Genomic DNA, 22700 nt, shown 5'->3' with positions numbered 1-22700 from the left:
TCGGCACGTTGCAGCTTTGATGGGCCCTGTCTATCACCGCCCGGACACAGTGCCGGCGAAACCGGCACGCTCCACCGGCGCGGCGGGCCCGCCCAAAGCATGGCAACCCAAGCATCGCCGCAAGCCTATGTTACGGCGCACCTTCCTCCCCGCCCCGATTCGGCCGGCGGGGGCCGGGACCGCGAAAGAAGGCCGCTCGTGACGGCCGTCAGGGGATGAACAGCATGGACCGGGAGACGACCTTCGAGGCCGAGCGTGGCGCGCTCGACGAGACGGCTGCGCACGACCTGACGGCGTTCGGGGGCGACGCGCCCGGCCGCGCGCCGGCGCCGCAATCGCCCGTCATGGCCTGGAACGAGTGGGATCCGCTGGAGGAGGTGATCGTCGGCTCGCTCGACGGCGCCACGATCCCGACCCATCACCTGACGGTGATCTTCAACCTGCCGCGGGCCGCCCAGCCGTTCTACCGGCTCGCCTCCGGCTGGAAATACCCGAAATTCATGAAGAAGCTCGCCCAGCAGGAGCTGGACGGCTTCATCAAGATCCTGGCCGGCGAGGGCGTGAAGATCCGCCGCCCGGATTCGGTCGACTTCTCGAAGAAGTTCAAGGCGCCGCGCTGGTCCTCGCGCGGCTTCTGCGTCGCCTGCCCGCGCGATCCGTACCTGGTGATCGGCGACGAGATCATCGAGAGCCCGATGTGCTGGCGCTCGCGCTACTTCGAGGGCGACGCCTATCGCTCGCTGTTCAAGGAGTACTTCCGGGCCGGCGCCCGCTGGACCTCGGCGCCGCGGCCGCAGCTCACCGACGAGCTCTACAACTACGACTACCGGGTGCCGAACCTGAAGGCCGGCGAGCCGATGCAGTTCACCGTCAACGAGTTCGAGCCCGTCTTCGACGCGGCCGACTTCGTGCGCTGCGGCCGCGACCTGTTCGTCACCCGCTCCAACGTGACGAACCTGATGGGCATCGAGTGGCTGCGCCGCCACCTCGGGCCGGGCTTCCGCATCCACGAGATCGAGAGCCGCTGCCCGCAGCCGATGCACATCGATTCGTCGTTCATGCCGCTCGCCCCCGGCAAGGTGCTGGTCAACCCCGACTACATCGACGTCGAGAAGCTGCCGGCGGTGCTCAAGAAGTGGGACGTGCTGATCGCGCCCCGCCCCGACCCCGTCGAGGGCTTCATGAGCAAGATCTCGATGTGCTCGCCCTGGACCTCGATCAACGTGCTCGCCATCGACGAGAAGAAGATCGTGGTCGATTCGAGCCAGCCGACGCTGATCAAGGCGCTCAAGGATTGGGGCTTCGACCCGATCCCGACGCCGTTCCTGTCCTACGGACCGTTCGGCGGCTCCTTCCACTGCGCCACGCTCGACGTGCGCCGGCGTGGCCCGCTGAAGTCGTATTTCTAGGATCTCGGTCGCACGAGATCGGTCCGGCGGTCGCTGACGCGACCGCCGCATCGCGGTGTCCCGAGGCTCGCCGCATGCGAGAGCCCGGGATCCCGATCCGGTGGTGATATAAAAAATCGGCGGATGGCGTTTCCGCTTCATTCCCTCCCGCCTGAGCGTCGAGGTTCCTGGCGCCGCTGCGCGCCCTGGTACGACGTGACGGCTGTCAAGGCTGTCGCTGAATAGACGCGGCACCTGAGAGCGTCAGGGCTTTACGCCTGACATCATCGATCCAAATCTTGCGATCGTAGCGCCGGAATGCCGATGGCGCGTCGCCACCGGCGCGGGCCGCGCCGTCCTCATGGAGGGTGGCGCGCTGCATCCGCGATCCGGGTCCCGTCGCGCAGGTGGCCGGCATCGATGGTGATCGCCGATGCTGGGTTCGCTGCCGCCGTGGCGCAGCCATCGACCGGCTCGCCCTCGCCCGCCTCGTCGACGGGCCACAGGGCGAGGGCTGTCTCCTTGCCTCGATCGGATCTTTTCCGTCTGACGGCTGGTGATGGCGATCCAACTGCGGATGCGCGATCTCGCACGGGCAGCCGCCGCTGAGACGCGGCGGCCTACGACCGGATCTTGTCAGATCTGGTTCGCCCGCGGCTGGCCGACTCTTGGAACGATGTGGCGGTCCACTGCCTCACGATCGCCGAGCCGTCCCTGGGCTGAACCTCACGGCCGCCCGGCCGTCGCCCCCTTGTCGCTCCAGTCCGGCGGCAGGCCGAGGGAATCGCCGATGATGCCGTCGACGCCCGGGGCGCGGCCGAAGGCCTGGCAGTCGGGATCGCGAGGCATCTCGCCCAGCACGGTCACGCGGACGCGGTCGTAGGTCGGGATGGTGAGCTCGGACTCGAACGGGTCCTGGCCGGTCGCGAGATAGGAGCCGAAATCCTGGCCGAAATCGCCGGCGAGATCGTAGATGTCCGCGACGGGCGAGAAGCGGGCCTGGTTCGTGAAGGAGTTGGCGCCACCGGCCCACACCATCGCGGCGCGCTGCTGGCGGCGGGCGTCGAGGGCCTCGGCCTCCACCGTGAGGTCGCCCAGCCCGATCGGCAGCCGCGGCACCGGCACCTTGCCGACGGTATCGGCGAAGCCGACGCCGACCTGCGCGGCGATCGTGATCGCCGCCGACGCGCCGACCGCGACGCCGGAGGCCGGCACGTTGGTGAGGCCGGCGCGGGTGATGTTCGCCCTCACGGTCAGGTCGGCCGGGCCGGACGAGACCACGTCGTAGCGCAGCGACAGCTCGTAGCAGAGCGCCCGGTCCGCCGCGTTGGCGACGACCCGGCGCTCCTGCTCGGTCACGCCGGGGCCCGAGACCGCCGCCGAGAAGGTGGTCGGGATGATGCGGACGGTCCGCACCCCGGCCATCGCCGCCTTGTCGATGAAGATCCGCGACTTCGTGGCGGTGGCCTCGCTCGGCGTCAGGTGGTCGTAGCGTGTCAGCAGGCCGGTCTGGGTCAGCACCGGCGTGGCGCAGCCGGCGAGGAGGGCCAAGGTTGCCACGGCCGCGACGCGGCGGGCGGCCCGCGCGTTCAAGGCAGCCTCGAGTGTCGTCCGCATTCGGTCGCTTTCCCGGATCGCGCGAAACCGCACCCACGGAAGCCCTGCGAGGGCTCCCGGAGGCCGGCTTCCGGCGGCGCAAGGGCGGGCCTGTCCGGGCTCGCCGCGCCGTTATGCCAACAAGCCTAACCGTCGCCGCACGGCCGGGAAAGCCGAGCTTGGCCTTGAGCGGCGCTTCGGCCCTGGCTGTAACGCTTCGGCCACATTGTTTCTAACGGTGAGCACCTAACGCGACCTTTCAGGCCAGGGCCGCCATGCTGCAGCTCTGGCCGCCATCCACAGGCAGGCAGACGCCGGTGATGAAGCGGGCCTCGTCGGAGGCGAGGAAGACCGCCGCATGGGCGATGTCCCAGGCCTCGCCGAGGCGGCCGAGCGGCACCCGGCGGTCCCGGCCGGATTCCAGGGTGCCGGCGCCGCGGCACTCGTCGGCCACGGTGGTGTCGAGCAGGCCCGGCAGGATCGCGTTGGCCCGGATGCCGTCGCGGGCATACTGCATCGCTACGGAGAGGGTCGCCTGGTTCACCGCCGCCTTCGCGGCCGCGTAGGCGAAGGCCGGCGACCCGGTCCAGCGCCGGGAGGCGACCGACGAGATGTTGACCACGGCGCCGGACCGCCGCGCCCGCATCCCCGGCAGCACCGCCTTGCAGGTGCGCCAGACCCCGCCGACATTGACCTCGATCGCCCGCCGCCAGCTCTCCTCGTCGAGATCCTCCGGCCCGCCGGCCTCCGGCAGGCCGACATTGTTGTGCAGGATGTCGATGCGGCCGAAGCGCGCCTCGCCGGTGGCGACCGCCTGCGCCACCGCGTCGTAATCGGTGACGTCGGCGCGGAGCGCCTCGGCCTCGTTGCCCTCCTCCGCGATGATCTGCGCCGTCTCCTCGGCGGCGGCCAGCAGGCGGTCGACGCAGATCACCCGGGCACCCTCGCGGGCGAAGGCGACCGCCACCGCCTTGCCGTTGCCCCAGCCGGTCCCGGCGGAGCCCGCCCCGAACACGATCGCGGTCTTGCTTAGCAGGCGTGTCGACATGGCCCGGCCTCCGTGCTCGGAGGAGACTCGCGACAAATGCCCCGACCGCGCAACGGGCGGGGAAGCAGGGCCGCCATTATTCGCCCGCATGGATCAGGCAGGCGGCTTCCCCTGCGGCTTCAGGCCCGGGCGGGCCCGGGGCTCCTCGCCCAGCGCCAGGTCGCCAGCCCCACCGCCAGCGCAAGGGCGACCTGAGCCAGGCTGCCCTCGCTCAGATGGGCGTGGCCGAGCCCGAGCTGCACGGCGAACCGCACGGCGAGACCCGCCGCACCGTAGCCGAGGCAGAAGGCCAGGGCGGCGAGGAGGAGTGCGACGAAGTCGTTCATGAGCGAGAACCCCCCGCGGGCGAGGCCGCGACCGCCCCGTCCCGCCGGGCGGCGGAGCGAGGCGCGATCATGGAGCCTGAGCAGGCTTGCCCGAGGCCGGCCTGCCCCGAGCGGAGCAAGAGTCGCGCCAGGTCGGCGGCGCCGTGCGCCGACAGCCTGGGATTCTGACGCATCGACCGTCGATGCATCCCGATCCGTCGGTGCCATGCTGCAGGCTTCACGACGGTTCGAGAACGGAACCAAAGGTCGTTTCCTGTCGACCGTTGGTCTTACTCCGGCCGCGTCGCCTGCATCGAGGGACGCTCCCCGAAGCGCGCATACCAGTCCGCCGCCGCCGGAGCGCGCTCGCGCCAGCCGAGGTCGGGCAGGCGCAGGTCGAGATAGCCGAGCGCGCAGCCATACGTGATCGTGGCGATGTCGACCCGCTCGCCGAAGCCGGGCGCCGCCGCCTCGATCCGCGCCAGCGCATCCACGATCTTCTCCCGCTGGCCGGCGACCCATGCCGGCGAGCGCTCGTTCTCCTGGCGCACCCGGGTCTCGTAGACGCAGAGCAAGGCCGCATCGAGCAAGCCGTCACCGGTCGATTGCGCGGCGAGCGCCGCCCAGCGCGCCGGGCCGGGAGCCGGGAAGAACCCGCCCTGCCCCAGATGGTCGAGGTATTCGCAGATCACCCGGCTGTCGGCGAGCACCGTGCCGTCGTCGAGGATCAGGGTCGGCACCTGCGCGAGGGGGTTCTGCGCCCGGATGCTCGCGTCGCGGTTGATCGGGTGGGCGGCCGCCGGCAGCAGCTCCAGCCGCTCGAACATCCCGAGCTCGTGGGCGACGACCAGAACCTTGCGCACGAAAGGTGAGGTCTTGGCGTAGAAGAGCTTCATGGGGTTCCTCCGATTATATTGATTATGGCGTGAGGTTTTTCGATCCGAACGCCGGATTCATACGCTGGTCGTCACCCGGGTTCGCCGCCAGGCGTGGCCCCGGTACAACGGTGGTGGAGCGTGGCCGCAGGCGGCACCCCGGCACGCGGCCCCGCCTGGCCGATCACTGCACCCGCCCGGACGCCGCCGGCTTGGCAGCCGGCTTTGCAGCCGCCGGCGCGGCGCCCGGTGCCACCGGCTTGGGCGGGGCCGGCGGACGCGGGGTCTCGACGGAGAGCCGCCGCACCGGCCAGCCGTCGCTCCAGCGCTCCATGTCGATGAAACGCGGGTTGCTCTTCAGGCTCGAGGCGGTCTGGCCCGAGAACGCCGCCGTCGCCGCCATGTCGAAGGTCTTCCAGAAGGCGAGATAGTCGAGGCTGTCGGTGCCGGCGGCATTGATCTGGCCGACGAGGACGGTCTGCTCGCCGGTGAGGGTCATGTCGGCCGACCATTTGAACGGGGCCGGCTTCTGCTTCGGGTCCGGGGTCGGCAGCTTCAGCTGGCCTATATCGTAGGCCGGGTTGCCGCCGGCGGGCGAGGCCAGGGTGGCGGAGAGGGCCGGGAAGCCGTGGTCGTCGGAGAGTGCGCGGACCATCAGCTTGTGGTCGGTCGGCACCGCGCTCGCATCCCGCATCACGCGCCGGGCGGCGATGTCGGCGGCGCGGGCGTCCCGGTCGCCGATCACCGTGACGATCAGCGTGGCCGGATCGATGTCGTTGAGGTCGTGCAGGGCGATGCCGCGGGACTTGTCGTCCCGGGCGATGCCCCCCGGCATCGCGCCGAAGATCAGCCGCGGCACCGGCAGGCCGGTTTCCTTGGCATGGGCCGCGAGGTTCGCCGCCAGGGGAACCCCGGCGAGATGGCCGATCAGCGCCACCCGGCTCGTATCGGGCTTGGCCTCCTGGTCGCCGGCGAGCTCCGCGAGGGCGTCCTTGATCAGGGTCGCGGCGAGGCCGCTCGCATCCGCCGGCCGGGTGCGGCCCACCTCCTGGAACCGCGGGAACAGGACGAGGTAGCCGGAGCGCGCGAGGTGCTCGATCCAGGCGCCGTAGGCCTGCGGGTTCACGGCGCCCCAGGCATGCAGCAAAACCGCCACCGGCCGTCCCTGGGCAGGGGCGGCGCCGTTGCCGTAATAGGCCAGGGTCACTGCGCCGGCCCGGCCCAGGACCCGCTTCACCACGCTCGCGGCCATGTAGGCTTGGCCGCCCGGTCCCTCCTTCGGCTGGGCGGGCGGCGTGGCGGCCCCCGCGCCGGGCGCGCCGCCGAAGACCGCGAGGGCCAGGGCGAGCGGAAGGGCGAGGCGGGTGCGGGAGAGCGAAGGCATGAGGCTGGGGGGCTGGCGGCTCGGGAGGCGCACCCCACACTGTTTCTCGCCTGCACTCAAGGCATGATCGCGCGCGCGCGAATCCGTTCGCCCGGCTTGTCACTTCCGCGGTACAGTCACGCTGCCGCATTCGGGGGCAGAGGTCGAGACTGGGGCGGTCCCGGGCAAGGTCTAGCTGCGCCCCTCCGGATCGGTCCCCAGCACGGCATGCAGCTGGGTGACCAGGGCGTCGAGTTCCTGTGGCACCGGCTCGTCGGTCACGTCAGTATACATCGCCCGCAGATCGTGCCCGAGCTTGGCGAGCAGCAGCGCATCGGCCAGCGACGACGCGTTGGAATGCGTCTGGCCGAAGCTCGCGGCGTGATTGCTCGGGATCAGCTTCATGGCACGATTACGGGAACGGGGGTTCCCGGCTCCGACAAGACGAGGGTTCGGGTTTGCGGCGCGGAAAGGCGCCCACGGGGTCGATGAACTTGCGGGCGACGATTCGCGTCGGATCGCCGCCTCGACATGAACAACGCGCTTCCGGGGGGGCAGTTGCGCCCGATTTTCGGGCACATCCCCGGAACCAGTACGGCCCTGTGCGCTGGCGCACGGGGCCGCCTTCGATGTCCTGCTACGCCACGCGGCCCGACCGGGCGCGGCGAAGGCCCGCCTACATCGGCGGCGTCAGGCCGTCCTTGCCGACCGAGATGCTGCGCGCGTCGAGCCGCTCCCCGTCCCGGACCGCCGAGGCGAAGACCTTGGCACCCGGCACCAGCACCGTCCGGTCAGCCGGCTCCAGCATCACGATCGGCGTGCCCGGCCGCACTGCGACCGCGAGGCTCTGGCCCTTGTAGGAGACCGTGAGGGTGCGCCCGCCACCGACGCTGGAACCGCCCGCGACGGTGCCGTTCGTCATGCTGGTCTCGACCTCGGGAACCTTGACCGTGCCGTTGGTCATGCTGGTCTCGACCGGGCCGGCGCCGTCGGGCAGCCGGTCCCAAGGGTAGTGGCCCTCTCCGGTGCCGCGCATCGCCTCGGGGAAGATCAGCACCTCCAGGGCGACCGGCGGATCCCCGGGCTTCTCGCCGGCCTTGGCGGCGGTGCCGATGAAGCTGCCATCCTTGACCTGATCGAGGCTCGCCGGAGCGAGCTGCGCCACCCGGGTGCCGGGTCCGAGACGGATGGCCTCCACCGTGCCGGCGCGGGTGCGAATGGTGACGGTGTCCGCCTCGACGCGCTCGATCGTGCCGCGCAGGCGCTCGACCTGCGGCGCGGCCCAGGCGGTGCCGACGGCCGCGATGCCGGCCGCGAGGGTCACGCTGGCAGCCGCGATCGTCCTGAGGCGGGACATCGTCCTGAGAAGGGGCATGGGCGACTCCGGATCGGCGCCTCCAGGATCGGAGGCGCCCCGGCCGTTATGGTCCATGCCCGAGATGCCGGCCAATCGTCTCGCGCACACGTGATCGCGCGGGACGCCGTGCGTCGTACCAATGGCCCAAGATGCTTGCCCATGGCCCAAGATGCTCGCCCGTGGCCCAAGATGCTTGCGCACGGTGCCATGGATTCATCTCGAATTGTCGATGCTAAGCCAGAGCCTTGGCAAAAATCGAGAACGGAGCCAAAGGTCGTTGTCTTTCGACCGTCGGTCTCAGGCGTCTTCCTCCTCCTCCGGCTCCAGGGTCGCCTTGACCGTGTCGAGCACCCGCCGGGCGAGGTCGGAATCCGGGTCCTCGCGGGTCAGGGCATCCTCCAGCATGGCCAGGAAGCCGCCGAGCTGGTGGCGGTAATGGTCGGAATCGATCCCCCGCAGGATGCCGGCGAGGAAGCGCACCGCCATCTGCAGCGCCACCTGCTTGGCGGCGACGTCGGACTGCGCCTCGGAGAGCCGGGCGATCATCTCGCCGTGGCGGGCCGAGAGCGTGGTCAGGCCGTTGATCTTGTCGTCCGGGCTCATCGCGCGTCTCCCGAGAACAGGAAGGGGGCCCTTCCCGCCGGAAAGGCCCCCATGATGCTGGCGGTTCCCGGGAGCCTGTCAGGACTCCCGGTGTTCCGAAACCCCGCCCTCCGAGGATGCCCGGAGGGTGAGGCCGTTCCGGTGCCTTACGCCGCGAGCTGGCGCAGCACGTAGGGCAGGATGCCGCCGTTGCGGAAGTATTCGAGCTCGTCGAGCGTATCGATGCGGCAGGTCAGCGGGACCTCCTTCACCGAGCCGTCGGCCGAGGTGATCTTGGCGACGAGCGTCTGGCGCGGCTTCAGCTCGCCGGCCAGGCCCTCGATCGTCACGGTCTCGTCGCCCTTCAGGCCGAGGGAGGCCCAGGAGGTGTCGCCCTGGAACACCAGCGGCACCACGCCCATGCCGACCAGGTTCGAGCGGTGGATGCGCTCGAAGCTCTCGGCGATCACCGCGCGGACGCCGAGCAGCTTGGTGCCCTTCGCCGCCCAGTCGCGCGACGAGCCGGTGCCGTATTCCTTGCCGGCGAACACCACCAGTGGGGTGCCCTCCTGCTCGTAGCGCATCGCCGCGTCGTAGATGAACATCCGCTCGCCCGACGGCTGGTAGAGGGTGTAGCCGCCCTCGACCACGTTGCCGGACTCGTCCTTCACCATCTGGTTCTTGATGCGGATGTTGGCGAAGGTGCCCCGCATCATGACTTCGTGGTTGCCGCGGCGGGTGCCGTACTGGTTGAAGTCCTGCACGCGGACCTGGTGGTCCTGCAGGTACTTGCCGGCCGGCGAGGCCGCCCGGATGTTGCCGGCGGGCGAGATGTGGTCGGTGGTGATGGAGTCGAGGAACAGGCCGAGGATGCGGGCATTGACCACGTCCTCCACCGGCTTCGGGGTCTTCTCCATGCCGACGAAGTAGGGCGGGTTCTGGACGTAGGTCGAGCCGCCGTTCCACGCGAAGGTCTCGGCCTCGGTGACCTCGACGTCCTTCCAGTTCTGGTCGCCGCCGAACACGTCGGCGTAGCGCGACTTGAACAGGGCCGAGGTGATGTTGGCCTCGATGAACTCCTGCACCTCGGCGGTCGAGGGCCAGATGTCCTTCAGGTAGACCGGCTTGCCGTCCGAGCCGGTGCCGAGCGGCTCCGAGGTGATGTCGACCTGGAGCGAGCCGGCGAGCGCGTAGGCGACGACGAGCGGCGGCGAGGCGAGGTAGTTCGCCCGCACGTCGGGGTTCACCCGGCCCTCGAAGTTGCGGTTGCCCGAGAGCACCGCGGCGGCGACCACGTCGTTGTCGTTGATCGCCTTCGAGATCGGCGCCGGCAGCGGGCCGGAATTGCCGATGCAGGTGGTGCAGCCGAAGCCGACGAGGTTGAAGCCCAGCGCATCGAGGCTCGATTGCAGGCCGGCCTTCTCCAGGTACTCGGCCACCACCTGGCTACCGGGGGCGAGCGAGGTCTTCACCCACGGCTTCGAGCGCAGGCCCTTGGCGACGGCGTTGCGGGCGAGGAGACCCGCGCCGATCATCACGCTCGGGTTCGAGGTGTTGGTACAGCTCGTGATCGCGGCGATCACCACGTCGCCGTGGCCGATGTCGAAGTTCGCGCCCTCTACGGGATAGCGCTTGGCGATGTCGGCCGCCTTCTTGAACTCGGTCTCCATCGACTGGGCGAAGCCGGTCTTGGCGCCGTCGAGCAGCACCCGGTCCTGGGGACGCTTCGGACCGGCGAGGGACGGCTTCACGTCGCCCATGTCGAGCTCGAGCGTGTCGGTGAAGACCGGGTCCGGGGTCTTCGCGTCGCGCCACATGCCCTGCGCCTTGGCATAGGCCTCGACGAGGGCGATGCGGTCGTCGGCGCGGCCCGTGACCTTGAGGAAGTCGATGGTCTTCTGGTCGACCGGGAAGAAGCCGCAGGTCGCGCCGTATTCCGGCGCCATGTTGGAGATCGTGGCGCGGTCGGCGACCGACATGTCGTCGAGGCCGGGGCCGTAGAACTCCACGAACTTGCCGACCACGCCCTTCTTGCGCAGCATCTGGGTGACGGTGAGCACGAGGTCGGTGGCGGTGGTGCCCTCGGGCAGCTTGCCCGACAGCTTGAAGCCGACGACCTCGGGGATCAGCATCGACAGCGGCTGGCCGAGCATCGCGGCCTCGGCCTCGATGCCGCCGACGCCCCAGCCGAGCACGGCGAGGCCGTTGACCATCGTGGTGTGCGAGTCGGTGCCGACCAGCGAATCCGGATACGCCACCTCGGAGCCCTCGAAGGGCTTGGTCCAGACGGTCTGCGACAGGTATTCCAGGTTGACCTGGTGGCAGATGCCGGTGCCCGGGGGCACGACGGAGAAATTGTCGAAGGCCGACTGGCCCCACTTCAGGAAGGTGTAGCGCTCGCCGTTGCGCTCGTATTCGAGGGCGACGTTGTCGGCCAGCGCCTTCGGGGTGCCGAACTCGTCGACGATGACCGAGTGGTCGATGACGAGATCGACCGGGACCAGCGGGTTGATCTTCTGCGGGTCGCCGCCGAGCGCCACCATGGCGTCGCGCATCGCCGCCAGATCGACCACCGCCGGCACGCCGGTGAAGTCCTGCATCAGCACGCGGGCGGGGCGGAAGGCGATCTCGACCTCGGTCTTGCCGCGGTTCTCGAGCCAGCCGACCACGGCCTCGATGTCGGCCTTGCGGACCGACCGGTCGTCCTCGTAGCGCAGCAGGTTCTCGAGCAGCACCTTCATCGAGAAGGGCAGGCGGCTCGCATCCGGCAGGCCGTTCTTCTCGGCCTCGGGGATCGCGTAGATGGTGTAGGTCTTCTGCCCGGCCTGGAGCGTCTGGCGGGCCTTGAAGCTGTCGATCGATGCCACGGCGTGGTCCTCGCGAGGGGTTGTCGAACACGGCACAGGCAGCGCCTGCGCCACTACGAAGTGTTCGGCCGGATGCGCTGCGGGGTCGGTCCTGCTTGACGCAAGGAACGGGCCCGTCTGCCGCCCGTCCTCGCCTGCCGGCTGAGAATCGAACGGTGCGCGCGCCGCCCCGGGGGTGCCCGGACTGGGATGCGCGAAGGACGGTTTGGACGCCTCTGAAGGTCGCGCGGCGCAGCCGGGGATGCGTATAGAACACTTCGAAACTGGCCGCTACGGGTCTGGTGGCCGCGGATTCGGTCATTCTCGCCGGGGCAGGCATAGCGTAAACGCGGGCATCGCCCCTGGACCCCGCGGAGACCCCCTGCCCTTGCGCCTGATCGCCGAGGACCTCGCCTGCCGGCGCTCCGGCCGCCGCATCTTCGCCGGGCTCTCCTTCACCCTGGAGGCCGGGGAGGCGCTGACCGTCACCGGCCGCAACGGGGCCGGCAAGTCGTCGCTGCTGGCGATCCTCGCCGGGCGGCTGCGGCCCGAGGCCGGGCGCCTCGCGGCCGAGGATGTGGGGGAGCGCACGATCCCCGAATGCCTCCACGTCGTCGGCCATCGCGACGGGCTGAAAGGGGCGCTCACGGCTGAGGAGAACCTGATCTTCGCCCGCGACCTCCTGGGAGATGCCGACCTCGAACCCCGTGCGGCGCTCGCCCGCCTCGGCCTCGCCCACGCGGCGGGGCTGCCGGTGGCCTATCTCTCGGCCGGCCAGCGCCGGCGGGTGGCGCTCGCCCGGCTGCTCGTCTGCCGCCGGCCGCTCTGGCTCCTCGACGAGCCGACCGCCGCCCTCGACGTCGCCTCGCAAGCCGCGCTCGCCGGGCTGATGCGGGGGCATCTGGCAGGGGGCGGCCTCGTCATCGCCGCGACCCACCAGGCCCTCGGGCTGGAGAACGCCCGGGAGCTGTCCGTGGAGGCCTTCCGCACCGCCCGGGCCGAGACCGCGGCCGATCCCTTCGCGGAGAGTGTCTGATGGGCCGCGCCTTCCTGGCGGTGGTCGCCCGCGACCTGCGGCTCGCCGGCCGCATCGGCGGCTCGGGCGCCCTGTCCCTGGTGTTCTTCCTGATGATCGTCGCCCTGGTGCCGTTCGGCCTCGGGCCCGATCTCAACCTGCTCGCCCGGATCGGCCCCGGCATCCTGTGGATCGCCGCCGTGCTCGCGACCTTGATCGGCCTCGACCGGCTGTTCCAGGCCGACGAGGAGGACGGCTCCCTCGATCTCCTCACCGGCGCCCCCGCCCCGCTCGAACTCCTGGTGCTCGCCAAGGTCACGGCGCATTGGCTCACCACCGGCCTGCCGCTGGCGCTCGCCACGCCGCTGTTCGGGCTTCTCGTCGCCTTGAGTCCCACCGGCATGGCGGCGACCAGCCTGACGCTCCTCGTCGGCACCCCGGCGCTCACCTTCATCGGCGCCGTCGGCGCGGCGCTCACCGCCTCGATCCGCCGCGGCGGCCTGATCCTCGCCGTGGTGGTGCTGCCCCTGATGGTGCCGACCCTCATCTTCGGCGTCTCGGCGGCGGATGCGGCACTCGGCGGCACCGTGCCGTTCGCGACGCCGCTGGCGATCCTGGGAGCACTCAGCTTGGCGGCCGGGGTGGTCGGGACGCTGGCGGCGGCGGCGGCGTTGCGGTGGGGGGAGTAGGGCTCAGGCTGCCTTCAGCTTCCGCGCCGCCTCGGCCAGGACATCGTGCATGCGCGTCTGCCAGCCGGGTCCGGTCGACTTGAAGGTCTCCAGAACGTCCGGGTCGATCCGCAGCGAGATCGGTACGCGCTTCATGTCCGCTTTCGGCCGGCCGGCGCGGCTCGTAAAGGCGGCCGCCATCTCGGGGGGCATGTTCCCGGTTCCGGGACGGGCGCGAGCCAACTCCTCGTCCGTCAGGGGTGGATTGTCGGAGATTTCATCCCAATCTTCCTGGGAGTAGAGCGGATTTGGGACATATCCGGGCGCGTGCTTAGTGACTGGCATAGAGAGCTCTTTCGTTCTTGTAGGCGCGACGGACGCTGACGATGTCGATCGCCTCCGATCCGAGCGGAGAGACGATCGCGACGACAACGACTTCATCGCACCAAGAGCCGATCAGCTTGAACCGGGCTCGACCCGTCTTGCTCGGTTCGGCATCGAGGGTGATGAACCGATCGAAGCTGAAATATTCCTCGAAAGCCGCCAAGTCGAAGCCATGCTTCTTCAGGTTTGCCTGCCGTTTCGGCTCACCCCCACATGAACCTCATGGTTCATGACCTCATGATTTGAGTATATACAGTAATGGCACGATGGCAAGTCGGCGCAAACCCGGATGCGCGGGGTTCCGGCCGTCACGACTCCAGTTGCAGTGCCATGACGATCGTCCGCTCATCGCCATGATGGTGCTCCCGCACCGTCCGGAACCCGAGCCTGTCGTGGAAGCCAACGGCAGTCAGAGAGGATTGCAAGGTCAGCGTCGCGACGCCCGCCCCCTGCGCGGTCCGCTCGATCTCGGCCATCAAGGCCCGGCCGATGCCGCGCCCCTGTGCGTCGGGCGCGACGAAGACGGCACGCACGACACCGCCGTCCAGGCTCGCTGTGCCGAGAATCCTCTCGTCGTCCACCGCCACGAAGACCTGACGCCCCGCGATCATCGCGGCGATCCCGTCCGGCATGAAGCCCCGCGCGACCCGGGCGATGGTGTCCGGGCCGTAATCACGGGCATTGCTCTCGTGCAATGCCGAAAGGACGACGCGGCTGACCTCCGCCGCATCGTCCTTCGTCGCCAAGCGTATCGTACCCTTCATCACCCCCTCCCCCGGCCCACGGCGCCGGGGGAGGCCCGCTCGCCGCCTAGAACACCGCCTGACCCAGCAGCACCGCCGCGATCACGATCACCACCGCGATCACCAGGAACAGGCCGAACAGCAGCCGCGCGATACCGCGTGCGCCTGACGCCACGTTGGTGAAGCCCAGCGCACCGGCCACCAGCGAGATCACGAAGAAGATGATCGCCCATTTCAACATGGCGGGAGCACTCCGGTCGCCGCGAAAAGTCGCAGCGATAACCGTCACCGCCACGCTTCGTTCCGCCCGGTCCACAGCCCCCGTGCCAGCCCCCGTCGCCCGCGCCCCTCTGCGCCGTTCGTCCGCATTGCCCCGGGGGACGCCCGCGCGCTACACCGGCGGCATGTCGATGGGTCGTCTCACGCGGCTGGCGCAGCCCGGCCATTTCATGCGCTGGTCCGGGGCTCTCCTGCCCTGGGTGGCGGGCCTCGCATTCGTGCTGCTGGCCGTCGGCCAGTACCTGACCTGGTTCGTCGCCCCGCCCGACTACCAGCAGGGAGAGACGGTCCGGATCATGTACATCCACGTGCCGGCGGCCTGGATGGCTGTGTTCTTCTACGGCGCCATGGCGGTCTCGGCCCTCGGCACCCTGATCTGGCGCCATCCCCTCGCCGACGTGGCGCAACGCGCCGCGGCCCCGATCGGCGCCGCCTTCACGCTGATCTGCCTCGTCACCGGCTCGCTCTGGGGCAAGCCGATGTGGGGCACCTACTGGGTCTGGGACGCGCGCCTGACCTCGATGCTGGTGCTGTTCCTGATCTATTGCGGGCTGCTCGCCCTGTGGCGCACCATCGAGGACCCGAACCGGGCCGCCCGGGCGGTCGCGATCCTCACCCTCGTCGGCGCCGTCAACCTGCCGATCATCAAGTTCTCGGTGAACTGGTGGTCGACCCTGCACCAGCCGGCCTCGATCCTGCGGATGGGTGGGCCGACCATCCACCCGACCATGCTCTATCCGCTGCTCGCGATGATCGCCGCCGCCTCGGTGCTGGGCGTCGCCCTCCACCTCCAGGCGATGCGCACCGAGATCCTGCGCCGGCGCGTGCGTACCCTGACCATCCTCGAAGCCGAGCGGCTCGACGCCGCCCTGCTGGCCCCGCAGGCGGCGTAAGATCATGGATCTCGGCCCCCACGCCGCCTTCATCCTCGGCGCCTACGGCTTCACCGCCCTGGTGATCCTCGGCCTCGTCGCCCACGCGATCCTCGACCGGCGGGCGCAGGAGCGGGCGCTCGCCCGCCTCGCACGGGAACCGCGGGGCCGTCGGTGAGCGACGCCCCCGTTCACCCGGTCGAGGAGACCGAGGACGCGCCGCGCCGCAGCCGGCTCCTGTTCCTGCTGCCGCTCCTCGCCTTCGCGGGCCTCGCCGGGATCTTCCTCGGCAAGCTCCTCACCACCGGCTACGACCCCTCCGCCATCCCCTCGGCGCTGATCGGCCGCCAGGTGCCGGATTTCGCCCTGCCGCCGGTGCCCGGCCTGACGGAAGGCGGCGTCGCGGTGCCGGGCCTCAACGCCGCCGACTTCAAGGGCAAGGTGACGGTGCTGAACGTCTGGGCGTCGTGGTGTGCCCCGTGCCAGATCGAGCACCCGATGCTGGTGCGGCTCTCCCGCGACGGCGTGAACCTCGTCGGGATCGACTACAAGGACCAGCCGGAGAACGGCCGCCGCTTCCTCGGCCGCCACGGCAACCCGTTCAAGGCCGTCGGCGCCGACGAGACCGGCCGGGTCGGCATCGATCTCGGGGTCTACGGCGTGCCGGAGACCTTCGTGATCGGGCCGGACGGGCGGATCCGCGAGAAGCTCGTCGGCATCCTGACGCCGGAGAACTACGACGCCTTCCTGGCTCGGGTCCGGGCGATGAAGTAGGGGGCGAGGCTGACGCCTCGAAACCCTATTTCGGCAGCGCGTAGATGTTGACCTCCAGCGCCTCGTCGGACGGGCTGTTGAGCGGGGTCAGGTATTCCTCGACGAAGGCGTCCTGGACGATGATGCCCTTGGCGTCGAGATAGGCCGTCACCGTCTCGTAGGTCTGGTCGATGCTCTCGTAGGGACCCTTGTGGGTGAAGCGCAGGGCCTTGCCGCTCGGCGTGGCGCCGAAGCGCAGGTCATCCGGCAGGCCGGCGGGACGCGGGTTCGGGGCGGCCTCCACCGGCACCATCACCTCGTACTGGAAGCCGTCGTCGTCGGTGCGGGTGAACACCGAGATCGGCTTGCCGGTCGCCTTGATGCCGGCCTGCGCGAGCGCCGCCTCGGCCTTGGCGATCGCCTCCTTGAGGCTCGGCACCGCCTGATCCCACTTCGCCGTCCCGGACAGGATCGCGGCGGGCTTGGCCGGCAGGGTCACCTCGTCGACATCCGAGGGATCGCCCGGATTGGCGACGAGCGGCACGCGCCCGGCGGTCGGCGGAACCGGGGTCGCGGGCGGCAGCGCCTTCTCGGGCGCGGGCGGGATCGGCGCCTGGTTCGCTCCCGGGCCGGGACCCGGCGCCGTGGTGGTCGGCAGCGGCGTCGATTGCGCCGGCGAGGGCGTGCCGGCCGGGGGCGCGGCCGGTGAGGGTGCGGGTGCGGGCGATGGTGCCGGGGCGGGCTGCTGCGCCAGGACCGAGGCCCCGCAGGCCAGGGACGCGGCGAGGCCGATCGCGATCGTCGGGAGGCGGGTCTTCATCACGGGCGGAGCGCTCCGGGCTTCAAGCGAGGGCCGGCATCGCCGGCCGGATCGAACGCGTCAAGCGCAAAGCCGTTGCGGGCCCATCGCGAGAGCGTGAGGACACGGCTCTCGTCTCGGCGCCCTGCCGGCTCGCCTGCGCGCCGGTTCTGGTCCATACACCGCCCGATCCCCACCTGAACCGTGTACCGGCCCGGAGAATCCTGCCCGTGTCTCCCCTCGCCCATCGCCGCTTCCTGAAGATGAACGGGCTCGGCAACGAGATCGTGGTGCTGGACCTGCGCGGGAGCGACGTGCGGGTGCAGCCGGAGGAGGCCCGCGCCATCGCGGCCGACCCGGCCTCGCGCTTCGACCAGATGATGGTGCTGCACGATCCGGTCACCCCGGGCACCGACGCCTATGTCCGGATCTACAACACCGACGGCTCGGAGGCCGGCGCCTGCGGCAACGGCACCCGCTGCGTCGCCTGGGCGATGCTGGACGACCCGGTCATGGCCCGCCCGGTCCGGGGCGAGCACCTGACCCTCGAGACCCGGCCCGGTCTCCTCGAGGTCGTGCGCGTGTCCCCCGTCGATTTCACCGTCGACATGGGGGCGCCGCGCCTGAAGTGGGACGAGATCCCGCTCGCCGAGCCGTTCCCCGATACCCGCCGCATCGAGTTGCAGGTCGGGCCGATCGACGATCCCGTGCTGCACTCGCCGGGCGCGGTCAGCATGGGCAACCCGCACGCGGTGTTCTTCGTCGAGCGCGACCCGGAGACCTACGACCTCGCCCGGATCGGCCCGTTGCTCGAATCGCACCCGATCTTCCCGGACCGGGCCAACATCTCGCTTGCCCAGGTGATCGACCGGTCCCGCATCCGTTTGCGGGTCTGGGAGCGCGGCGCCGGCCTGACGCGCGCCTGCGGCACTGCCGCCTGCGCCGCCCTGGTCGCGGCCGCGCGCCTGCGGCTCACCGGCCGCGAGGCCACCGTGACCCTGCCGGGCGGCGACCTGCGCATCGCCTGGGGCGAGGACGACCACGTGCGCATGACCGGCCCGACCGAGCTGGAGCACGAGGGCACCTTCGCGCCGTCGCTGTTCGGCGTCTGCGCCCCGCCCGGGGCGGCGTGATGGGCGTCGAGGTCCTGAGCTTCGGCTGCCGCCTCAACGCCGCCGAATCGGAGGCGATGCGCCGGCAGGCGGAAGGGGCGGGCCGGACCGGCCTTCTCCTCGTCAATACCTGCGCGGTCACGGCGGAGGCCGGCCGGCAGGCGCGCAAGGCGATCCGGGCCGCCGCGCGGGCGAACCCGGCGGCGCGGGTCGTGGTGACGGGCTGCGGTGCGCAGGTCGAAACCGACGCCTACGCCGCCATGCCGGAAGTGGCCGAGATCCTCGGCAACCGCCGCAAGCTCGATCCGGGGATCTGGACCGATCCGTCTCCCGAGCGGGTGCGGATCGACGACGTGATGGCTCCGGAAGCCGATCCCCTGCCCGACGCGACGCCGATGCGGGCGCGCACCCGCGCCTTCCTGCCGGTGCAGAATGGCTGCGACCACCGCTGCACGTTCTGCGTCATCCCGTTCGGCCGCGGCAACTCGCGCTCGGTGCCCGTCGCCGCCGTCGTGGCGCAGGTCCGCGCCCTGGTGGAGGCCGGCACCCGCGAGGTGGTGCTGACCGGCGTCGACCTCACGGCCTATGGCCGCGACCTCGGCGGCTCCACCCTCGGCGCCCTGGTGCGGGCGATCCTGCGCGAGGTGCCGGCCCTCGACCGCCTGCGCCTGTCCTCGATCGATTCCGTCGAGGCCGATCCGGAGCTGGTGGCGGCTTTCGGCGAGGAGGCGCGGCTGATGCCGCATCTCCACCTCTCGCTCCAGGCCGGGGACGACCTGATCCTCAAGCGCATGAAGCGCCGCCACGGCCGCGACGACGCCATCCGGTTCTGCGCCGAGATCCGCGCTTTGCGGCCGGATGCTGTGTTCGGCGCCGACCTGATCGCCGGCTTCCCGACCGAGACCGAGGCGCAGTTCGCCCGCTCCCTCGATCTCGTCGAGGAATGCGGCCTCGCCCAGCTCCACGTCTTCCCCTACTCGCCCCGTCCCGGCACGCCGGCCGCCCGGATGCCCCAGGTCGCCCCCGCGGCGATCCGCGAGCGCGCCGCCCGCCTGCGCGAGGCCGGCGCCGCCGCCTTCGCCCGCCGCCTCGACCGCGAGATCGGCGAGACCCACCGGGTGCTGGCCGAGCGCGGCGGCATCGGGCGGACGGAAGGGTTCCTGCCGGTTCGGCTGCCGGAGGGGGTGGAGGCGGGGACGCTCGTCGATCTGCGTATCGCCTCGCATGACGGACGGGTCTTGCAGGCGGCGTGATACCAACGGTCGTTGAAAACGACCTTTGGTTCCGTTCTCGAATTTTCGCCGGGCCTATGGTTTGGCATCGAAAATTCGAGATGAGTCAGCGGCCTGATGCGTCAGCATCTTAGGCCGATGGTATGAGTCGTCTTCCGAGTCAAATTTGCGATGCGGTGATGAGGGTGGATCGCATCGTCACCCCTCCACCATCCCGCAGGCCCGCAACCCCTCCCGCATGTGCCCGGGCGCCGGCGCCTCGACGGTGATCGCCGGCTTCTTCGGGTAGAGCGGCAGGGCGAGCGCCCGGGCGTGGAGATGCAGTCCCGGCCCGCCCTGGCGCGGGGCGCTGCCGTAGATCGGATCGCCGAGGATCGGCCAACCCATGGCGGCGCAATGGACGCGCAGCTGGTGGGTGCGCCCGGTCACCGGCGTCAGGGCCAGCCAGGTCCGTCCGGAGGCGGGATCGCGCCCCAGCACCCGCCAGCGGCTGAGCGAAGGGTCGCCCGCGGGATCGGTCTTCATCCACCAGCTGCGGGGATCGTCGGAGCGGCGCATCAACGGCAGGTCGATCTCGCCGAGTTCCTCCGCGGGGCCGCCCTCGACCAGGGCCCAGTAGGTCTTCTCGGCGCGGCCCTGCGCGAACAGGGCGTTCAGCCGGGCCAGCGCCTTGGCATGGCGCCCCAGCGCCAGGCAGCCCGAGGTGTCGCGGTCGAGGCGGTGAGCGGCCTCGGGCCGGCGCGGCAGGCCGAAGCGCAGGGCATCGAGGTGCTGGGTCAGCGTCTCGCCGCCCTTCGGCCCCGGATGCACCGGCAATCCCGCCGGCTTGTCGATGACGAGCACGAGGGCATCGCGGTAGAGGAGCCGCGAGAGTATGTCGTCAACGATCATGAGCCTGTCGCGGTGGCGGCGGATGCGGGCGAAGTTCGGGGCAGGCCGCCCTAGATCGTCCACAGGGTCTGGAGCAAGTGCGGATGAGTGAGACGAAACAGCCGGGCTGGTTCGGCCGACTGTTCGGCCGGAAGGCCGAGACGCCGACGGAGACCCCTGCCGAGACGCCCGCCGAGGCTCCCGCACCAAGCTCCGATCCCGCCGGGACGATGCCGACGGAGCCGACCGGCACCCTGTCGGAGGGTGTGCCGGACTTCGCCACCGGCGCCGACGAGGTGCTTCCGGCCCCGCCGACCGTGACGGAAGCCTCTCCCGAGACCGAGCCGAAGCAAGACCTGCCCGACGAGCTGGCCGGGGCCGACCTCGAGCCGGTCGAGGGGGTGCAGCCCGAAGGCCTGGTGCCGGCGGCGCCCGAGCCCGAGCCGGCGCAGCCCGAGCCCGAGCCAGAGCCGGCGCAGCCCGAGCCCGTCGTATCCGAGCCGGCGGCGCCCGTCGCGGAAGCCGAGGCGGAGCCCGTCGAGGCGGTGACGGCGGAGGAAGCGCCGCTCGTGGTCTACCAGCCCCCGGCGGAGCCCGAGGCGGCCGCCGAGAAGCGCGGCTGGTGGAGCCGGCTGACCGGCGGCCTCAAGCGCACCTCCTCGGCCCTGTCCGACCGGGTCACCGGCCTGTTCACCAAGCGCAAGCTCGACGCCGACACCCTGGAGGAGCTGGAGGACGCGCTGATCCAGGCCGATTTCGGCCTCGACACCGCGGCCCGGATCGCGGACGCCGTCGGCAAGGGCCGCTACGAGAAGGGCATCGCCCCCGACGAGGTCCGGGCCATCCTGGCGACGGAGGTCGAGCGCGCCCTCGATCCGGTGGCCCAGCCGCTCGTCGTCGACGCGACGAAGAAGCCGTTCGTGATCCTGATGATCGGCGTCAACGGCGCCGGCAAGACCACGACGATCGGCAAGCTGACCCAAAAATTCCGGGCCCAGGGGCACAGCGTGATGCTGGCCGCCGGCGACACCTTCCGGGCCGCGGCGATCGAGCAGCTGCGGGTCTGGGGCGAGCGCACCGGCGCGCCGGTGGTGGCCCGCCCGCAAGGGTCGGACGCGGCCGGCCTCGCCTTCGACGCCCTCCAGGCCGCCCGCGACGCCGGCACCGACATCCTGATGATCGACACCGCCGGCCGGCTGCAGAACAAGGCCGGGCTGATGGCCGAGCTGGAGAAGGTGATCCGGGTGATCCGCAAGCTCGACGCGGAGGCGCCCCACGCCGTCCTCCTCGTCCTCGACGCCACGGTGGGCCAGAACGCCCTGAGCCAGGTCGAGATCTTCCAGAAGGCCGCCGGCGTCACCGGCCTGGTGATGACGAAGCTCGACGGCACCGCCCGCGGCGGCATCCTGGTGGCGCTCGCCGCCAAGTTCGGCCTGCCGGTCCACTTCATCGGCGTCGGCGAGGGCGTGGACGACCTCGAGCCCTTCGCGGCGAGGGACTTCGCCCGGGCGATCGCGGGGCTCGACAAGGGCTGAAGCCCGGGGGCCGTCCGGCCCCCTCACCCGGCGCAATAGGCCGCCATCCCCTCCGCCAGCGCGTCGAGCACCACCTGGCAGCGGCGCAGGGCGCGCAGGTCCTCGTGCATCGCCACGAAGGTCGGCAGCTCCCAGACGATGTCCGGCAGCACCCGGATCAGGTCCGGGTCGCGGGCGGCGAGGGCGGTGTGGCAGGCCCCGAGGCCGAACCCGGCCCGGAGAGCCGCGAGCTGCGCCAGCGTGCTGTCGCTGCGCCAGGCGAAGGGCGCCTCGCAGAGGGCCGGCGCCGCCCGCATCATCGCTCGCAGGAACGGTGTCTCGGCGTCGAAGCCGATCACGCTGTGCCGGGCGAGGTCCCCCGGGCCTTCCGGCATGCCGCGCCGGTCGAGGTAGCGGCGATGCCCATACAATCCGAGGCGGACGGTGCCGACCCGGCGCGCCACCAAGGCCTCCTGCGTCGGCGGCGCCATGCGCACCGCGATGTCGGCGTCCCGCCGCAGGAGGTCCTGCATACGGTCGGAGAGCACCACGTCGAGGGCGAGGCCGGGATGGCGCGCGTGGAGGGCGGCCAGGATCGCGGGCAGCACCTCGGCGCCGACCACCTCGGAGGCGGTGATCCGCACCCGGCCGGTGAGGCCCTCGGCTTCCGCCGTCACCGCCCGGCGCAGGGCGTCCGCGGTCGCCTTCAGGGACCGCGCGTAGGGCGCGAGGGTCAGGGCGGCCTCGGTCGGCGCGAGGCCGGTGGGCGAGCGGGTGAACAGCGCGACGCCCAGAACCTGCTCCAGGGCCGCGATCTGCCGGCCGAGGGTCGGCTGCGTGAGGCCGAGCGCCCGCGCGGCGCCGGAGAGCGAGCCTTCCTCCAGCACCGCCAGGGCGGCGCGGTAATGGTCCCAGCTCGGTTCGGTCATGCAAAACCGTATAGCCGATCGCCGCGCTTCGGCAATTTTCGCGATGCTCTCATCCTGGCAGATCTCCGGCCGTCACCGACCGAGGAGAGCGCGATGACGACGAGGACAGCCCTGGTGCTGGGCGCGACGGGCGGGGTGGGCGGTGCGGTGGCGCGGCGCCTCGCCGCCGG

General features: G+C 71.0%; 25 protein-coding genes and 1 pseudogene. 9 read left to right on the top strand and 17 right to left on the bottom strand.

Annotation, left to right across the window (positions count from 1 at the left end):
* Positions 1 to 224 precede the first annotated feature (224 nt).
* Entirely contained in the window at positions 225 to 1409 is a 1185-nt protein-coding gene (locus VQ03_RS06565; protein WP_048450074.1) for an amidinotransferase, read from the top strand.
* A gap of 205 nt (positions 1410 to 1614) precedes the next feature.
* On the opposite strand, the gene VQ03_RS32775 is transcribed toward VQ03_RS06565, so the two are convergent.
* The 10 genes from VQ03_RS32775 to acnA form a co-directional block, all read right to left on the bottom strand.
* Positions 1615 to 1770 carry a hypothetical protein gene (locus tag VQ03_RS32775; RefSeq protein WP_157063982.1) on the bottom strand — a complete coding sequence of 52 codons (156 nt, stop codon included), beginning with the start codon at positions 1768 to 1770 and terminating at the stop codon, positions 1615 to 1617.
* A 344-nt stretch (positions 1771 to 2114) separates the two neighbouring features.
* A complete protein-coding gene (locus tag VQ03_RS06560; protein WP_048450073.1) occupies positions 2115 to 3005 on the bottom strand; it encodes a DUF3313 domain-containing protein in 891 nt (296 codons plus the stop codon).
* A 238-nt stretch (positions 3006 to 3243) separates the two neighbouring features.
* Positions 3244 to 4032: an SDR family NAD(P)-dependent oxidoreductase gene (locus VQ03_RS06555; protein ID WP_048450072.1), complete on the bottom strand. Its 789-nt coding sequence runs from the start codon at positions 4030 to 4032 to the stop codon at positions 3244 to 3246.
* Between the two features lie 119 nt (positions 4033 to 4151).
* Positions 4152 to 4358 (bottom strand): hypothetical protein, encoded by a 207-nt coding sequence (locus VQ03_RS06550; protein WP_048450071.1) that lies wholly within the window; start codon positions 4356 to 4358, stop codon positions 4152 to 4154.
* Positions 4359 to 4627: 269 nt separating this feature from the next.
* A complete protein-coding gene (locus tag VQ03_RS06545; RefSeq protein ID WP_048450070.1) occupies positions 4628 to 5233 on the bottom strand; it encodes a glutathione S-transferase family protein in 606 nt (201 codons plus the stop codon).
* Positions 5234 to 5396: 163 nt separating this feature from the next.
* Positions 5397 to 6596, bottom strand: a complete 1200-nt coding sequence (locus VQ03_RS06540; RefSeq protein WP_053078431.1) for a dienelactone hydrolase family protein — start codon at positions 6594 to 6596, stop codon at positions 5397 to 5399.
* Between the two features lie 171 nt (positions 6597 to 6767).
* Complete coding sequence (locus VQ03_RS06535; RefSeq protein ID WP_048450069.1) at positions 6768 to 6980, bottom strand: NepR family anti-sigma factor; 213 nt, start codon at positions 6978 to 6980, stop codon at positions 6768 to 6770.
* A 271-nt stretch (positions 6981 to 7251) separates the two neighbouring features.
* Positions 7252 to 7950 carry a metal ABC transporter permease gene (locus VQ03_RS06530; protein ID WP_245291988.1) on the bottom strand — a complete coding sequence of 233 codons (699 nt, stop codon included), beginning with the start codon at positions 7948 to 7950 and terminating at the stop codon, positions 7252 to 7254.
* Positions 7951 to 8229: 279 nt separating this feature from the next.
* A complete protein-coding gene (locus VQ03_RS06525) occupies positions 8230 to 8535 on the bottom strand; it encodes a hypothetical protein (protein ID WP_048450068.1) in 306 nt (101 codons plus the stop codon).
* Positions 8536 to 8681: 146 nt separating this feature from the next.
* Complete coding sequence (gene acnA, locus VQ03_RS06520; RefSeq protein ID WP_048450067.1) at positions 8682 to 11381, bottom strand: aconitate hydratase AcnA; 2700 nt, start codon at positions 11379 to 11381, stop codon at positions 8682 to 8684.
* Between the two features lie 367 nt (positions 11382 to 11748).
* Here acnA and ccmA point away from each other — a divergent pair, with 367 nt between their 5' ends.
* Both ccmA and ccmB read left to right on the top strand, forming a co-directional pair.
* The gene (ccmA, locus tag VQ03_RS06515; RefSeq protein WP_048450066.1) at positions 11749 to 12396 is read left to right on the top strand and encodes a heme ABC exporter ATP-binding protein CcmA; all 648 of its coding nucleotides are present in this window, start codon (positions 11749 to 11751) and stop codon (positions 12394 to 12396) included.
* Positions 12396 to 13064, top strand: a complete 669-nt coding sequence (gene ccmB / locus VQ03_RS06510; protein WP_048450065.1) for a heme exporter protein CcmB — start codon at positions 12396 to 12398, stop codon at positions 13062 to 13064. Before ccmA ends, ccmB begins: the two co-directional genes overlap by 1 nt.
* 3 nt (positions 13065 to 13067) lie before the next feature.
* Here the strand turns inward: ccmB and VQ03_RS34985 are convergent, their stop codons facing one another.
* The 4 genes and pseudogenes from VQ03_RS34985 to VQ03_RS31610 all read right to left on the bottom strand — a co-directional run bounded on the left by VQ03_RS34985 (position 13068) and on the right by VQ03_RS31610 (position 14411).
* Positions 13068 to 13388 carry a BrnA antitoxin family protein gene (locus VQ03_RS34985; RefSeq protein WP_053078430.1) on the bottom strand — a complete coding sequence of 107 codons (321 nt, stop codon included), beginning with the start codon at positions 13386 to 13388 and terminating at the stop codon, positions 13068 to 13070.
* Positions 13375 to 13620, bottom strand: a pseudogene (locus VQ03_RS06500) (BrnT family toxin); the annotation flags it as partial. The gene VQ03_RS34985 and the pseudogene VQ03_RS06500, both read right to left, overlap by 14 nt.
* Before the next feature lie 115 nt (positions 13621 to 13735).
* A complete protein-coding gene (locus tag VQ03_RS06495; RefSeq protein ID WP_048450063.1) occupies positions 13736 to 14191 on the bottom strand; it encodes a GNAT family N-acetyltransferase in 456 nt (151 codons plus the stop codon).
* A gap of 46 nt (positions 14192 to 14237) precedes the next feature.
* Positions 14238 to 14411 (bottom strand): DUF1328 domain-containing protein, encoded by a 174-nt coding sequence (locus VQ03_RS31610; RefSeq protein ID WP_048450062.1) that lies wholly within the window; start codon positions 14409 to 14411, stop codon positions 14238 to 14240.
* Between the two features lie 163 nt (positions 14412 to 14574).
* Between VQ03_RS31610 and VQ03_RS06485 the strand changes: the two genes are divergently transcribed.
* The 3 genes from VQ03_RS06485 to VQ03_RS06475 are packed head-to-tail and all read left to right on the top strand — an operon-like array spanning position 14575 to position 16095.
* On the top strand, positions 14575 to 15342 hold the full coding sequence (locus VQ03_RS06485) for a heme ABC transporter permease (RefSeq protein ID WP_048450061.1): 768 nt from the start codon (positions 14575 to 14577) through the stop codon (positions 15340 to 15342).
* Between the two features lie 4 nt (positions 15343 to 15346).
* Entirely contained in the window at positions 15347 to 15499 is a 153-nt protein-coding gene (ccmD, locus tag VQ03_RS06480; protein WP_048450060.1) for a heme exporter protein CcmD, read from the top strand.
* Positions 15496 to 16095 (top strand): DsbE family thiol:disulfide interchange protein, encoded by a 600-nt coding sequence (locus tag VQ03_RS06475; RefSeq protein ID WP_048450059.1) that lies wholly within the window; start codon positions 15496 to 15498, stop codon positions 16093 to 16095. The genes ccmD and VQ03_RS06475 overlap by 4 nt, the downstream gene beginning before the upstream one ends.
* 25 nt (positions 16096 to 16120) lie before the next feature.
* On the opposite strand, the gene VQ03_RS06470 is transcribed toward VQ03_RS06475, so the two are convergent.
* Entirely contained in the window at positions 16121 to 16894 is a 774-nt protein-coding gene (locus VQ03_RS06470) for a GyrI-like domain-containing protein (RefSeq protein ID WP_048450058.1), read from the bottom strand.
* Positions 16895 to 17103: 209 nt separating this feature from the next.
* Between VQ03_RS06470 and dapF the strand changes: the two genes are divergently transcribed.
* Both dapF and mtaB read left to right on the top strand, forming a co-directional pair.
* Complete coding sequence (gene dapF / locus VQ03_RS06465) at positions 17104 to 18006, top strand: diaminopimelate epimerase (RefSeq protein WP_048450057.1); 903 nt, start codon at positions 17104 to 17106, stop codon at positions 18004 to 18006.
* Complete coding sequence (mtaB, locus tag VQ03_RS06460) at positions 18006 to 19238, top strand: tRNA (N(6)-L-threonylcarbamoyladenosine(37)-C(2))-methylthiotransferase MtaB (RefSeq protein ID WP_048450056.1); 1233 nt, start codon at positions 18006 to 18008, stop codon at positions 19236 to 19238. Before dapF ends, mtaB begins: the two co-directional genes overlap by 1 nt.
* 177 nt (positions 19239 to 19415) lie before the next feature.
* Here the strand turns inward: mtaB and VQ03_RS06455 are convergent, their stop codons facing one another.
* On the bottom strand, positions 19416 to 20108 hold the full coding sequence (locus VQ03_RS06455) for an RluA family pseudouridine synthase (protein WP_048450055.1): 693 nt from the start codon (positions 20106 to 20108) through the stop codon (positions 19416 to 19418).
* Between the two features lie 83 nt (positions 20109 to 20191).
* On the opposite strand from VQ03_RS06455, the gene ftsY reads away from it, so the two are divergent.
* Complete coding sequence (gene ftsY, locus VQ03_RS06450) at positions 20192 to 21622, top strand: signal recognition particle-docking protein FtsY (protein ID WP_048450054.1); 1431 nt, start codon at positions 20192 to 20194, stop codon at positions 21620 to 21622.
* A gap of 23 nt (positions 21623 to 21645) precedes the next feature.
* Here ftsY and VQ03_RS06445 read toward each other — a convergent pair whose 3' ends face one another.
* The gene (locus tag VQ03_RS06445) at positions 21646 to 22530 is read right to left on the bottom strand and encodes a LysR family transcriptional regulator (protein WP_048450053.1); all 885 of its coding nucleotides are present in this window, start codon (positions 22528 to 22530) and stop codon (positions 21646 to 21648) included.
* Positions 22531 to 22700: the final 170 nt, after the last annotated feature.

Source organism: Methylobacterium tarhaniae (genome assembly GCF_001043955.1).
GTDB lineage: Bacteria > Pseudomonadota > Alphaproteobacteria > Rhizobiales > Beijerinckiaceae > Methylobacterium > Methylobacterium tarhaniae.
This window is presented reverse-complemented; position numbering and strand designations above follow the sequence as displayed.